This window comes from Pseudomonas sp. TWR1-1-3 (genome assembly GCF_049896805.1).
Classification (GTDB): Bacteria; Pseudomonadota; Gammaproteobacteria; order Pseudomonadales; family Pseudomonadaceae; genus Aquipseudomonas; species Aquipseudomonas bubulae.
In genome coordinates this window covers 303,613-317,018 of record NZ_JAFCUZ010000002.1, presented here as the reverse complement: position 1 = coordinate 317,018, position 13,406 = coordinate 303,613, and the positions used below count along the sequence as shown (strand labels likewise).

The 13,406-nt window shown below is 59.2% G+C and carries 10 protein-coding genes; 6 read left to right on the top strand and 4 right to left on the bottom strand.

What is annotated here, in order from left to right; genetic code table 11:
• Window positions 1-18: 18 nt before the first annotated feature.
• The 4 genes from pabB to ACP7BE_RS08915 form a co-directional block, all read right to left on the bottom strand.
• The gene (gene pabB / locus ACP7BE_RS08930) at window positions 19-1,362 is read right to left on the bottom strand and encodes an aminodeoxychorismate synthase component I (protein ID WP_426105579.1); all 1,344 of its coding nucleotides are present in this window, start codon (window positions 1,360-1,362) and stop codon (window positions 19-21) included.
• A 189-nt stretch (window positions 1,363-1,551) separates the two neighbouring features.
• Complete coding sequence (locus ACP7BE_RS08925) at window positions 1,552-2,535, bottom strand: alpha-L-glutamate ligase-like protein (RefSeq protein WP_095003110.1); 984 nt, start codon at window positions 2,533-2,535, stop codon at window positions 1,552-1,554.
• Entirely contained in the window at window positions 2,535-4,067 is a 1,533-nt protein-coding gene (locus ACP7BE_RS08920) for an inactive transglutaminase family protein (RefSeq protein WP_095003111.1), read from the bottom strand. The genes ACP7BE_RS08925 and ACP7BE_RS08920 overlap by 1 nt, the downstream gene beginning before the upstream one ends.
• 5 nt (window positions 4,068-4,072) lie before the next feature.
• The gene (locus ACP7BE_RS08915) at window positions 4,073-4,609 is read right to left on the bottom strand and encodes an ATP-dependent zinc protease (RefSeq protein WP_426105577.1); all 537 of its coding nucleotides are present in this window, start codon (window positions 4,607-4,609) and stop codon (window positions 4,073-4,075) included.
• Window positions 4,610-4,889: 280 nt separating this feature from the next.
• On the opposite strand from ACP7BE_RS08915, the gene ACP7BE_RS08910 reads away from it, so the two are divergent.
• From ACP7BE_RS08910 to prpD, 6 genes are all read left to right on the top strand, one after another.
• Window positions 4,890-5,612, top strand: a complete 723-nt coding sequence (locus tag ACP7BE_RS08910; RefSeq protein WP_095003169.1) for a GntR family transcriptional regulator — start codon at window positions 4,890-4,892, stop codon at window positions 5,610-5,612.
• Complete coding sequence (prpB, locus tag ACP7BE_RS08905) at window positions 5,609-6,496, top strand: methylisocitrate lyase (protein ID WP_019827683.1); 888 nt, start codon at window positions 5,609-5,611, stop codon at window positions 6,494-6,496. Before ACP7BE_RS08910 ends, prpB begins: the two co-directional genes overlap by 4 nt.
• 165 nt (window positions 6,497-6,661) lie before the next feature.
• Complete coding sequence (gene prpC, locus ACP7BE_RS08900) at window positions 6,662-7,789, top strand: bifunctional 2-methylcitrate synthase/citrate synthase (RefSeq protein WP_095003113.1); 1,128 nt, start codon at window positions 6,662-6,664, stop codon at window positions 7,787-7,789.
• A gap of 75 nt (window positions 7,790-7,864) precedes the next feature.
• Entirely contained in the window at window positions 7,865-10,456 is a 2,592-nt protein-coding gene (gene acnD, locus ACP7BE_RS08895; protein ID WP_095003114.1) for a Fe/S-dependent 2-methylisocitrate dehydratase AcnD, read from the top strand.
• A 47-nt stretch (window positions 10,457-10,503) separates the two neighbouring features.
• Window positions 10,504-11,694: a 2-methylaconitate cis-trans isomerase PrpF gene (gene prpF, locus ACP7BE_RS08890; RefSeq protein WP_426105573.1), complete on the top strand. Its 1,191-nt coding sequence runs from the start codon at window positions 10,504-10,506 to the stop codon at window positions 11,692-11,694.
• A gap of 160 nt (window positions 11,695-11,854) precedes the next feature.
• Window positions 11,855-13,339, top strand: coding sequence for a 2-methylcitrate dehydratase (gene prpD, locus ACP7BE_RS08885; protein WP_426105571.1), 1,485 nt, complete (start codon window positions 11,855-11,857; stop codon window positions 13,337-13,339).
• Window positions 13,340-13,406: the final 67 nt, after the last annotated feature.

Here is a 13,406-nt window from a genome sequence, read left to right as displayed (position 1 = left end):
CTTATCAAAAAGCGCGGGCTACAGGGTTTGCAGCGTATCGAGCAGTACCTTCACTTTGGTGATGGATTCCTGGTATTCATCCTGCCAGTCGGAGTCGGCCACAATGCCGCCGCCGCCCCAGCAACTGATGCGCCCGTCCTTGACCAGCAGGCTGCGGATGGCGATGGAGCTGTCCATTTCGCCACGCACGTCGAGGTACAGCAGAGAGCCGCAGTAAATGCTGCGTCGGGTGGGTTCCAGCTCGTCGATGATCTGCATGGCGCGGATTTTCGGGGCGCCGGTAATCGAGCCGCCCGGGAAGCTGTCGCCAATCAGGTCCAGGGCGTCTTTGCCATCGGCCAGTTCGCCGATCACGCTGCTCACCAGATGATGGACGTTGGGATAGCTTTCGAGTGTAAACAACTGCGGCACGCTCACCGAACCGGTGCGGCAGGTGCGCCCCAGGTCGTTGCGCAGCAAATCGACGATCATCAGGTTTTCTGCGCGATCCTTGGGGCTGGCCAGCAGTTCGGCGGCGTTGGCTGCATCTTCGCGGCTGTCTTTGCCCCTTGGGCGGGTGCCTTTGATCGGTCGGGTTTCCACTTGATTCTGACTTATCCGTACAAAGCGTTCAGGAGAGAGGCTCAGGATCGCGTTGTCGCCCGCCAGGCTCATAAAGCCGGAAAAAGGTGTGGGGCAGGCCGCGCGCAATGCGCCATAGGCACTCCAGGCATCGCCCTCGCACTGGCCGCTGAAGCGCTGGGTGTAATTGACCTGATAGCAGTCGCCCGCCTGGATATACCGATGGATCTGTTCCAGAGCCTGCTGGTACTGGCTGGCGCTGATATCCGGTTGCATCGGTTGCTTGAGATTGAATGGCTTGTTGTGCGACGGGGCAGGCTGGCTGAACAACTGGATCAGGCGCTGGCGCTCTGCTGTTTCGAGGCTTGGGTGAAATACAAGCTGGCTGGTGGCTGCATAATGGTCACTGATCAGCGCCCAGGCATACAGGCCCAATTGCGCTTCGGGCAGGTGCAGGTCATCCCGGGCGTTGGCGGGCAGCTGTTCGAGTTGTCGGCCAAAGTCGTAACTCAGGTAACCGATCAGACCGCCAGCAAACGGCAGCTCGTATTCGTCCGGGAGGCTGGCAGCGCCCAGTTGCTTGAGGCCTTCACGCAGGCGTTGCAGAAAGTCGCGCCCCGACTCGTGTGGCTGCAGGGTCAGTTCTGCCTCAGGCCATGCGCTCATCAGGTCAAAGCGACCACGGTCTGCAGTGGGGCGGCCACTGTCGAGCAGCACGGCGCCGGGTGCATTGCGAATGGCCGAAAAATAGTCGGCAGGGTTGGCGAGGTAAGGCAGCGGGTGTACGGAGCAGGTCAACATGCGCAGCAAATCAGCCATCGGAGCGGGGGGGCTGATTGTAGTCCTGTGCAGGGTTGCAAATCTATGCGGCTTGTGGGAACTGCGAGAACTGTGGGAGCGGGCTTGCTCGCGATAGAAGCGACGCGGTTTAGCAGGTAAAACGCGTTGATAGCATCGCGAGCAAGCCCGCTCCCACAGGTGTGAAAACGCTTATTCGGGCGGGTGAATATGGCCGAACAGTTCCTGGGCAAAGCGCACGCGCTCTTCCGGTGTTTCCTTGATGCCTTTGGCGGCCAGTTCTTCGAGGTGGGCCTCGACTGCGTGGGTGCGCAGGGTCAGGCCGCAATCGTTAGCAATCTGGATATTCAGGCCCGGACGGGCGTTGAGTTCCAGAATCAGCGGGCCTTTATCCTGATCGAGAACCATGTCCACGCCGATGTAGCCCAGGCCGCACAGCTCGTAGCAACCGGCTGCCAGCTTCATGAAACCGTCCCAGTTGGGCAGTTGCACGCCGTCCACCGCGTTGGTGGTGTCGGGGTGCTTGCTGATGATGTTGTTCAGCCAGGTGCCGCGCAAGGTCAGGCCGGTGGCCAGGTCGACGCCAACACCGATGGCGCCCTGGTGCAGGTTGGCCTTGCCGCCCGATTGCCGGGTAGGCAGGCGCAGCATGGCCATTACCGGGTAACCCATCAGCACGATGATGCGGATATCCGGCACGCCTTCGTAGCTGATGCTTTTGAAGATCTGGTCCGGGGTTACCCGGTATTCGATCAATGCCCGGTCCCGGTGACCACCCAGGGAGTACAGGCCGGTGAGGATGCTGGAAATCTGATGTTCGATCTCTTCATGGCTGATGATCTTGCCCGAGACGGTACGGAAGCGATCTTCGAAGCGGTCCGCGATCACCAGAATGCCGTCACCGCCCGCGCCTTGTGCGGGCTTGATCACGAAGTCGTTGCGGTCACCGATGATGTCATCCAGCTTTTCGATTTCTTTCTCGGTGGAAATCACGCCGTACATCTCAGGTACGTGAATGCCCGCTTTGATTGCACGTTCCTTGGTGATGATCTTGTCATCCACAATCGGATACAGGCTGCGTTTGTTGTACTTGAGTACGTAGTCCGCATTGCGCCGATTAATGCCCATGATGCCCCGGGCTTCCAGGGCCTTCCAGGTCTTCCAGAAGCCGAACATCAGGAGTCAGCCTTCAAGAATGCTTTGAAACGCACCAGTTCGGTCAGGCGGTAGCCACGATAGCGACCCATTGCCAGCATGAAGCCCACCATGATCAGCAGGATCGCCGGGAAGGTGAACACGAAGTACACCAGTTCCGGCACGCTCATGACCAGATACGCCAGGGTGGCTGCGAACAGGGTGCCGATCGCGACCTTCATGGCATGCCCGCCACCGCGCTCTTCCCAGGTGATCGACAGGCGCTCGATGGTCATCGTCAGAATCACCATCGGGAACAAGGCGACTGAAAGCCCGCGCTCCAGACCCAGCTTGTGGCTGAACAGGCTGATGGCCGCGATCAGGATAACGACAAAGGTCAGTACTACAGACAGGCGTGGCAACATCTGCAGCTTCAAGTGTTCAAGGTAGGAACGTAGCGTCAGCCCAAGTGCGGTGATCACCGTAAAGAGGATGATGCCGAAGCCCAGTTGGGTCTCACGGAAGGCCAGGGCAATCAGTACCGGGGTGAATGTGCCCAGGGTTTGCAGGCCGATCAGGTTGCGCAGAATCAGGATCACCAGTACCCCGATCGGGATCATGACCATGATCATGAAGGTTTGCTGGGTCTGCAGCGGCAAGCCGTACAGTGAGTATTCGAGGAAGTTGGCGTCGGTGTTTTCGTCGGTCAGCTTGGCCAGGCGAATGGCGTTCATTTCGCTGTTGTTCAGGCTGAAAGTAACGTTGGCTTTTTTGCCGCCATCGACGGTTACCATCGGTTCGTCGCCGATCCACCACAGCAGGCGGTCGGATGGCAGGCCCTGTTCGCCGGTTTCCGGGTTGAAGTACAGCCAGTCGTTGCCGTTAAAGCTGCGCAGCCACAGTTCCGGAGTTTGCGGCTGGTCGGCCACCAGGCGGATGGTGTGGACTTTTTCCATTGGAACGTGGGCAATCGACAGCAGCAGCTCGATGATTTGTGCCTTGTGCGCAGTCGAAGGATCACCCGCCAGCAGCAGTTTCACGTTGTCATCATTGGCATTGCTGACGCGCTTGATAGTTTCGCTGATAAAGGTTTCGACATCGGCCGAGTGCTGGCGGATAGGTGCAAGCAAGGCTTCGGCGGCGATTTTTTCCGGGCCTTCCACGGCGATGCTGTCGCGGAACACCGGGCCTTTGACCTTGGTCTTGTCGCCCGAGTAGCGCTTGGTCAACACCAGGCGGTAGTACAGGGTTTGCTTGCCACTGACCCGGCGTGCCGACCAGGTGACCTTGCGGTTGCCGTCAACCCGGTTGACGCTCACCCCGTAGTTGTTGGAGATAAAGCTCTCGTTGAGGCTGACGTAGTCGCGGTTAAGCGGCGGCACGAACATCTGGATCTTGACCGGGTCTTTGGAGCTGGCGACGAACTCGACCTTGGCGTCGATATTCCACAAGTCGTCCGTGGCGTCTTCGGTCACAGGAATGCCGAGGACGAAAATCTGATAGGCCGTAATCGAAATGCCCAGCACCACAAGGATGGTGATCAAGATTTTCAGGTGAAGGGTAAGAGCGCGCATTTCAATTACTCTGCGGTTTGAGCGTTGGCGACGCAGGCAGGTTTGCCAGCAGCGTATTTAAGGCTTGGGTCGACCAGCGCATCAAAGCGTTTGAGCGCTTCGGAGCCAATCAACAGCGGGTATTGGAACGCACTTCTATCGGTCAAGTTCACTTCGATGGTGCGTAAAGCCTTGCCCATGCAGATTTCCAGGGAAATAACCGGGCGCGAGGTGTAGTTCTTGTCGGACTCAGGATCGTAATCACCCGAGCGTCGCTTGATCTTGCTGACACGGGCCAGCGGACGTTCGATGGGGTGCGAGTGGGCATCATCGATGGCCAGGTAAAAGCGTACCCAGCTCTCGCCATCACGCTTGAAGCGCTTGATATCTCGGGCGCTGAGCGAGGCGGTCTTGGCGCCGGTGTCGAGTTTGGCCGCCACCTGCAGGTCGATACCTGCCAGTTCAGCGTATTCGTTGAGGCCGTACACGGTTTTTTCGCCAGCCAGGCTCAGGCCGGGTATGCACATCAGGAAGGCGAGGATATAGAGGGGAAGCAATTTCATAAATCGAAGCACGTCTCTTGCAATCTTCAGTTCAAGGCGACTGGCAGGAGCGCAAGTTTCCTCGTGCGGCTGCCCTATGGATGAGGGCAGGGCGGATGCGGTCGGCATTCTAACATGATGGTTTTATGGCGCCAGCGCCGAGGCGCTTGCAAGCGGCGATCAACCCTGTCGATACAACCAAGGTCGTATTCTTGGATTGTCGACAATGTCGATTTATTCTTTGACTATCAGGGCTGAAATAGCTAATTTCAGCACTATTGATTTTCAAGGTGTCGACAATATGCTGCAAGCACTGGAACCTGCCACGATCGCCCAGGACGACTCGGAAACCCTTTCCGAGAACGTTTTTCGGCGCATTCAGGCGGCTATTGTCAAAGGCGAAATCGCCCCGGGAAGCAAGATCTCCGAGCCCGAACTGGCGCGCACCTACGGCATCAGCCGCGGGCCATTGCGCGAAGCCATCCATCGCCTTGAAGGCCAGCGTTTGTTGGTGCGCGTCCCCCATGTCGGGGCGCGGGTCGTGTCGCTGAGCCATGCCGAGCTGATCGAACTCTACGAAATTCGCGAGTCCCTTGAAGGCATGGCCTGCCGCCTGGCCGCCGAACGCATGAGTGACGAAGACATCGCCGAGCTACGCCAGGTGCTCGAAACCCATGAGCGCGATGAGGCGTTTCAGGCGGGCGTCGGTTACTACCAGCAAGAAGGCGACTTCGATTTTCATTACAAAATTATTCAGGGCAGTGGCAATCGCACCCTGACGCAAATGCTCTGTGGCGAGTTGTACCAGTTGGTGCGCATGTACCGCATCCAGTTTTCCGCCACGCCCAACCGTCCACATCAGGCGTTTGCCGAGCATCACCGGATTCTCGATGCCATTGCCGATCGCGACGGCGAACTGGCCGAATTGTTGATGCGCCGACATATCGGCGCATCGAAACGCAATATTGCCCGTCATTACCAAGACGGTGCCCAGCAGACAGCCACTCCACGAGGTGAGTCATGAGCAATAAGAACAGTCCAGGCCAGCGTTTCCGTGATGCAGTTGCAAGCGAACATCCTTTGCAAGTGGTGGGTGCGATCAACGCCAATCATGCGCTGCTGGCCAAGCGTGCGGGTTTCAAGGCCATCTATCTATCGGGTGGAGGCGTCGCAGCCGGGTCGCTGGGCGTACCTGATCTGGGTATTACGGGTCTGGACGATGTACTGACTGATGTACGACGCATTACCGATGTATGTGATCTGCCATTGCTGGTGGACGTGGATACCGGCTTCGGCTCTTCGTTTTTCAACGTGTCCCGCACGGTCAAGTCGATGATCAAGTTCGGCGCTGCGGCGATTCACATTGAAGACCAGGTAGGCGCCAAGCGTTGCGGTCATCGCCCGAACAAGGAAATCGTTTCGCTGCAGGAAATGGTCGACCGTATCAAGGCCGCCGTCGATGCGCGTACCGATGACAGCTTCGTGATCATGGCGCGAACCGATGCGCTGGCGGTGGAAGGGCTTGAGTCAGCCCTGGAACGTGCCGCGGCCTGTGTTGAAGCGGGGGCTGACATGGTGTTCCCGGAAGCCATTACCGAGCTTGAGATGTACAAACTGTTTGCCAACCGGGTCAAAGCCCCGATCCTGGCCAATATCACCGAATTCGGTGCCACGCCGCTGTACACCACCGAGCAACTGGCCGGTGCTGACGTATCGCTGGTGCTGTATCCGCTGTCGGCATTCCGGGCCATGAACAAGGCGGCCGAAAACGTCTACACCGCGATCCGCCGCGACGGCACCCAGCAAAACGTGATCGACACCATGCAAACCCGCATGGAACTTTACGATGCCATCAACTACCACGAGTTCGAGCAGAAACTCGATGCGTTGTTTGCCGCGAAGAAGTAACAGAACACTGTGACTCTGTGGGCGCGGGCTTGCTCGCGATAGGGTCACCGCAGTGATTCAGGCAAACCGTGTTGCCTGAATCGCGAGCAGGCTCGCTCCCACACAGGTATGTATTGAACCCAGTAGTTGCCGAATCCCTAACAAATTCAAGATTGGAGAAGCGCAATGGCCGAAGCAAAAGTATTGAGTGGTGCCGGACTACGCGGCCAGGTGGCCGGGCAAACGGCCCTGTCCACCGTAGGCCAGGAAGGCGCAGGCCTCACTTATCGTGGTTATGACGTACGTGAACTGGCGGCCGAAGCACGCTTTGAAGAAGTGGCTTACCTGCTGTTATATGGCGAACTGCCGACCAAGACCCAACTGGCTGCCTACACGGCCAAGCTGCAAAAGCTGCGCGATCTGCCCCAGGCATTGAAAGAAGTGCTGGAGCGCATTCCCGCCGACGCCCACCCGATGGACGTGATGCGCACCGGTTGCTCGTTCCTGGGCAATATCGAGCCGGAGAAAGACTTCGCCGAGCAACAGGACAAGACCGACCGCCTGCTGGCCGCCTTCCCGGCGATCATGTGCTACTGGTATCGCTTCAGCCATGACGGCAAGCGCATTCACTGCGTAACCGACGAAGAGTCGATCGGCGGCCACTTCCTGCACTTGCTGCACGACAAAAAACCGAGCGAGTTGCACGTCAAGGTGATGAACGTGTCACTGATCCTTTACGCCGAGCACGAGTTCAACGCTTCGACCTTTACTGCCCGTGTTTGTGCCTCGACCTTGTCCGACCTGTATTCATGCATCACTGCAGCGATCGGCTCGCTGCGCGGCCCGCTGCACGGCGGCGCCAACGAGGCGGCGATGGAAATGATCGAACGTTTCGGTTCAGCAGAAGAGGCGGTGCAGGGCACCCTCGGCATGCTGGCGCGCAAGGACAAGATCATGGGCTTCGGCCATGCGATCTATAAAGACAGCGACCCGCGTAACGAAGTGATCAAGGGCTGGTCGAAAAAACTTGCCGACGAAGTGGGCGACACCGTGTTGTTCCCGGTCTCCGAAGCGATCGACAAAACCATGTGGGAACAAAAGAAGCTGTTCCCCAACGCCGATTTCTACCATGCCTCGGCGTATCACTTCATGGGTATCCCGACCAAGCTGTTTACCCCGATCTTTGTCTGCTCACGCCTGACCGGCTGGGCGGCGCATGTGTTCGAACAGCGTGCCAACAACCGCATTATCCGTCCGAGCGCCGAATACATCGGCGTAGAACAGCGCAAGTTCGTGCCAATCGAACGTCGCTGAGTGAGGCCACTGGCTCCCGCTGAAGGTGGGAGCCGGTTCCCTCTTTTGTAACTACCGTGATCGAGTCCTGCGCCAATGAATACTGAATTTCGCAAAACATTACCGGGCACCCGGCTGGATTATTTCGACACCCGTGCGGCCGTCGATGCGATCAAGCCCGGTGCGTACGACACATTGCCTTACACCTCCCGCGTACTGGCCGAAAACCTGGTACGTCGCTGTGATCCTGCCACCCTGAATGCATCGCTGAGCCAGTTGATCGATCGCAAGCGCGATCTCGACTTTCCGTGGTTCCCGGCGCGTGTGGTGTGCCACGACATTCTCGGTCAGACCGCGCTGGTCGACCTCGCCGGCCTGCGTGACGCCATCGCCCAGCAGGGTGGGGACCCGGCCCAGGTCAATCCGGTAGTGCCGACCCAGCTGATCGTCGACCACTCGCTGGCGGTGGAATGCGGCGGCTACGACCCCGAGGCGTTCGAAAAGAACCGCGCCATCGAGGACCGTCGCAACGAAGACCGCTTCCACTTTATCGAGTGGACCAAAAAAGCCTTTAAAAACGTTGATGTGATCCCGCCGGGCAACGGCATCATGCACCAGATCAACCTGGAGAAAATGTCTCCGGTGATCCAGGTGCGCGACGGTGTGGCCTTCCCGGATACCTGCGTAGGCACTGACAGCCACACCCCTCACGTGGATTCGCTGGGCGTGATCGCTATTGGTGTCGGTGGCCTTGAGGCCGAAAGCGTGATGCTTGGCCGTGCCTCGTGGATGCGCCTGCCGGAAATCGTCGGCGTCGAACTGACCGGCAAGCTGCAACCGGGCATTACTGCCACCGATATGGTGCTGGCGCTCACCGAGTTCCTGCGCAAGCAGAAAGTGGTCGGTGCCTGGTTGGAGTTCTTCGGTGAAGGTGCCGCAGCGCTGACCCTGGGCGACCGTGCCACCATTTCCAACATGGCTCCGGAATACGGCGCCACGGCTGCGATGTTCTACATCGACCAGCAAACCATCGACTACCTCAAGCTGACCGGTCGTGAAGACCAGCAAGTGCAACTGGTGGAGAACTACGCCAGGGTCAGCGGCCTGTGGGCCGACAGCCTGAAGGGTGCGCAGTACGAGCGCAGCCTGAGCTTTGACCTGTCGTCGGTAGTGCGCAACATGGCCGGACCGAGCAACCCGCACGCCCGTGTGGCCACCACTGACCTGGCGGCCAAAGGCATCGCCGGTCAATGGGACGAAGTGCCGGGGCAAATGCCCGACGGCGCGGTCATCATCGCGGCGATCACCAGCTGCACCAATACCAGCAACCCGCGCAACGTGATCGCTGCGGGCTTGATGGCGCGCAATGCCAACCAGCTTGGCCTGAGCCGCAAACCGTGGGTCAAAACCTCGCTGGCGCCGGGCTCCAAAACCGTGGCCCTGTATCTGGACGAAGCCGGTTTGACCCATGAACTGGAAAAACTGGGGTTTGGCGTGGTGGCATTTGCCTGCACCACCTGCAACGGTATGTCCGGTGCCCTGGACCCGGCCATCCAGCAGGAAATCATCGACCGCGACCTGTACGCCACGGCTGTACTGTCGGGCAACCGCAACTTTGACGGGCGTATTCACCCTTACGCCAAACAGGCGTTTCTCGCCTCGCCGCCGCTGGTGGTGGCCTACGCGATTGCCGGCACTATCCGCTTCGATATCGAGAAAGATGTATTGGGCCTGGACGCCAATGGCAAGGAAATCCGCCTGAAAGACATCTGGCCGAGCGATGAAGAAATCGACGCCGTGGTCAAGGCCGCCGTGAAGCCGGAGCAGTTCCGCCAGGTGTATATCCCGATGTTCGCCATTCATGAAGATACCGGCCCGAAAGTCGAGCCGCTGTATGACTGGCGCCCGCAGAGCACGTACATCCGCCGTCCGCCGTACTGGGAAGGTGCGTTGGCCGGGGCTCGTCCGCTCAAGGGTATGCGCCCGCTGGCGGTACTGCCGGACAACATCACCACAGACCACTTGTCGCCCTCCAACGCCATCATGCTCGACAGCGCCGCAGGCGAATATCTGGCGAAAATGGGCTTGCCGGAAGTCGACTTCAACTCATACGCAACGCACCGCGGCGACCACCTGACGGCCCAGCGCGCGACCTTCGCCAATCCGAAACTATTCAACGAAATGGTGATCGAGGACGGCAAGGTCAAACAGGGCTCCCTGACTCGCCTTGAGCCCGAAGGGCAGGTGATGCGCATGTGGGAAGCCATCGAAACCTACATGGAACGCAAGCAGCCGTTGATCATTATCGCGGGTGCCGATTACGGTCAGGGTTCGTCCCGTGACTGGGCGGCCAAAGGGGTGCGCCTGGCAGGGGTCGAGGCCATTGCAGCCGAGGGCTTTGAGCGTATTCACCGTACCAACCTGGTGGGCATGGGCGTGTTGCCACTGGAATTTTTGCCGGGCACCAACCGCAAAACCCTGCAAATCGACGGCAGTGAAACCTACGACGTGATCGGCGAACGCACCCCGCGTGCCACGCTGACCCTGGTGATCACCCGCAAAAATGGTGAGCGCCTGGAAGTGCCGGTGACCTGCCGCCTGGATACTGCGGAAGAAGTCTCGATCTACGAAGCAGGCGGCGTGTTGCAGCGTTTTGCCCAGGACTTCCTGGAATCGGCGACAGCCTAACCCCAGCGCCGGGGCCACGAGCCCCGGCTACTACAGGACTCAGTGATATGGCCTACGCAGCGCAAATCAGAATTCCCGCGACCTATATGCGTGGCGGCACCAGTAAAGGCGTGTTCTTCAGTCTGCTGGACCTTCCCGCCGTGGCTCAGGTACCGGGTGCCGCCCGTGATGCCTTGTTGTTGCGCGTGATCGGTAGCCCAGACCCTTACGAAAAACAGATCGACGGCATGGGCGCGGCCACTTCCAGCACCAGCAAAACCGTGATCGTCAGCAAAAGCCTGCGTGCGGATCATGATGTCGATTACCTGTTCGGTCAGGTCGCGATCGACAAGCCCTTTTTGGACTGGAGCGGCAACTGCGGCAACCTGTCTGCGGCGGTCGGGTCGTTCGCGGTCAGCAGCGGCCTGGTGGATACCGCTCGTATCCCCCGCAATGGTACGGCGGTGATACGTATCTGGCAGGCCAATATTGGCAAGACCATCATTGCCCATGTGCCGATCACCGACGGTGCGGTACAGGAAACCGGCGATTTTGAACTCGACGGCGTGACCTTCCCGGCCGCAGAGGTGCAGTTGGAATTTATCAGCCCGGCAGCGGATGAAGAGGGGGCAGGCGGTTCGATGTTTCCAACTGGTAACCTGGTGGACGACCTTGAAGTACCGGGTGTCGGCACCTTGAATGTGACCATGATCAATGCCGGGATTCCGACGATTTTCGTCAATGCGCGGGATATCGGTTACAGCGGTGCAGAGCTGCAGAACGACATCAACAGCGACCCGAAAGCCCTGGCCATGTTCGAAACTATCCGTGCTCACGGTGCGTTGCGCATGGGCCTGATAGACAAGCTTGAAGACGCGGCCAAGCGTCAGCACACGCCCAAGGTCGCCTTTGTTGCCGGGCCTGCGGACTACGTGTCATCCAGCGGCAAGCCGGTCAGTGCCCAGAGTGTGGATTTGCTGGTGCGGGCCTTGTCGATGGGCAAGTTGCACCACGCCATGATGGGCACCGCTGCGGTGGCCATCGGTACGGCTGCGGCGATCCCGGGCACGCTGGTCAACCTGGCGGCCGGTGGTGAACAGCGCGATGCCGTGCGCTTTGGCCATCCCTCGGGCACCTTGCGCGTGGGTGCCGAAGCCCGGCAGGTTGACGGCGAATGGACCGTGACCAAAGCCATCATGAGCCGCAGTGCGCGGGTACTGATGGAAGGCTGGGTGCGGGTGCCGGGTGATTCTTTTTGATCGGGTGAACCCTTTGCCCTCACCCCAACCCTCTCCCTCGGGGAGAGGGTTGGGGTGAGGGGCTTTTGATTCTGATACATCAAACGGGCATTTAGACCCGCAAAATCACGATGAACCTGAGGATGGACACGACCCTTACCCACTCTTTGGAGACTGCCCCATGAGCGCCAACGTCGACCTCAACAACCGCCCCGATTACGACAAGGTTTTGCAGGACATTGCCGATTATGTCCTGTCCTACACCATCACCTCCCCCGAAGCCCTCGATACTGCCCGCAACTGCCTGATGGATACCTTGGGCTGCGGCCTGCTGGCGCTGCGTTTTCCGGAGTGCACCAAGCACCTGGGGCCTTTCGTCGAGGGCACGGTTGTGCCTTTTGGCGCGAGGGTCCCAGGTACTTCGTTTCGCCTGGACCCGGTCAAGGCGGCATGGGACATCGGCTGTATCGTGCGCTGGCTGGACTACAACGACACCTGGCTGGCGGCGGAGTGGGGCCATCCTTCGGATAATCTGGGCGGTATTCTGGCGGTAGCCGACCACCTCTCGCAAAAACGTGTAGCCAATGGCGAAGCGCCGATGACGATGCGGGCGGTGCTCGAAGCAATGATCATGGCCCATGAAATTCAGGGCGTGATTGCCCTGGAAAACTCTTTCAATCGTGTTGGCCTGGACCATGTTCTGCTGGTCAAGGTCGCCTCGACGGCGGTGTGCGCCAAACTGATGGGCGCCACTCGCGAGCAGTTGCTGTCGGCGCTGTCCCATGCTTTTGTGGATGGGCAGGCGTTGCGCACCTATCGTCATGCGCCGAACGCCGGATCGCGTAAATCCTGGGCCGCCGGGGATGCGTCGAGTCGCGGGGTGCGTCTGGCTGACATTGCGTTACGCGGTGAAATGGGCATCCCCGGGGTGCTGACGGCGCCGCAATGGGGCTTCTACGATGTGCTGTTCAGCCATACCAACAAGGATCTGGCGCTCAAGCCCGAGGATCAGCGCCAGTTCAGCCTGAGCCAGCCCTATGGCACCTATGTAATGGAAAACGTGCTGTTCAAGATCAGCTTCCCGGCCGAATTCCATGCGCAGACTGCGTGCGAAGCAGCGGTGACCTTGCATCCCCAGGTCAAGGACCGCTTGCACGATATCGAGAAAATCGTGATTACAACCCACGAATCGGCGATTCGGATCATTTCCAAGCAAGGCAAATTGGCCAACGCGGCGGACCGTGATCACTGTATTCAATACATGACCGCGGTACCGCTGGCGTTTGGCAATCTGATAGCAGAACACTACGAAGATGATTTTCACGCGGCCCACCCGATCATCGACCAATTGCGGGAAAAAATGGTAGTGGTCGAAAATCCGCGCTACACACGCGAGTACCTGGAGGCAGACAAACGCTCAATTGCCAATGCCATCGAGGTTTTTTTCAGCGATGGCACCAGCACCGGGCAGGTGGAAGTGGAATACCCCATTGGCCATCGTCGGCGTCGTGATGCGGGGATTCCATTGCTGGAGGACAAGTTCAGGGCCAACCTGGCCACCCGTTTTGTGAGCCAGCGGTGTGCGCAGATTTTTACCCTGTGCAAGGATCAGCAGGCGCTGGAGGCCACGGCGGTTAACCGGTTTGTGGACCTGTTGGTGATTTGAGCCAGAAGTGGGAGCGAGCCTGCTCGCGAAAGGGCTTTACCGGCTTCGCGAGCAGGCTCGCTCCCAC

Excerpts from the sequence above, each read along its gene's own strand:
- prpB (WP_019827683.1), top strand. The coding sequence starts at position 5,609 with ATGAGCAATAAGAACAGTCCAGGCCAGCGTTTCCGTGATGCAGTTGCA.
- prpF (WP_426105573.1), top strand. The coding sequence starts at position 10,504 with ATGGCCTACGCAGCGCAAATCAGAATTCCCGCGACCTATATGCGTGGC.
- ACP7BE_RS08910 (WP_095003169.1), top strand. The coding sequence starts at position 4,890 with ATGCTGCAAGCACTGGAACCTGCCACGATCGCCCAGGACGACTCGGAA.
- prpC (WP_095003113.1), top strand. The coding sequence starts at position 6,662 with ATGGCCGAAGCAAAAGTATTGAGTGGTGCCGGACTACGCGGCCAGGTG.
- ACP7BE_RS08925 (WP_095003110.1), bottom strand. The coding sequence starts at position 2,535 with ATGTTCGGCTTCTGGAAGACCTGGAAGGCCCTGGAAGCCCGGGGCATC.
- ACP7BE_RS08915 (WP_426105577.1), bottom strand. The coding sequence starts at position 4,609 with ATGAAATTGCTTCCCCTCTATATCCTCGCCTTCCTGATGTGCATACCC.
- pabB (WP_426105579.1), bottom strand. The coding sequence starts at position 1,362 with ATGTTGACCTGCTCCGTACACCCGCTGCCTTACCTCGCCAACCCTGCC.
- prpD (WP_426105571.1), top strand. The coding sequence starts at position 11,855 with ATGAGCGCCAACGTCGACCTCAACAACCGCCCCGATTACGACAAGGTT.
- ACP7BE_RS08920 (WP_095003111.1), bottom strand. The coding sequence starts at position 4,067 with ATGCGCGCTCTTACCCTTCACCTGAAAATCTTGATCACCATCCTTGTG.
- acnD (WP_095003114.1), top strand. The coding sequence starts at position 7,865 with ATGAATACTGAATTTCGCAAAACATTACCGGGCACCCGGCTGGATTAT.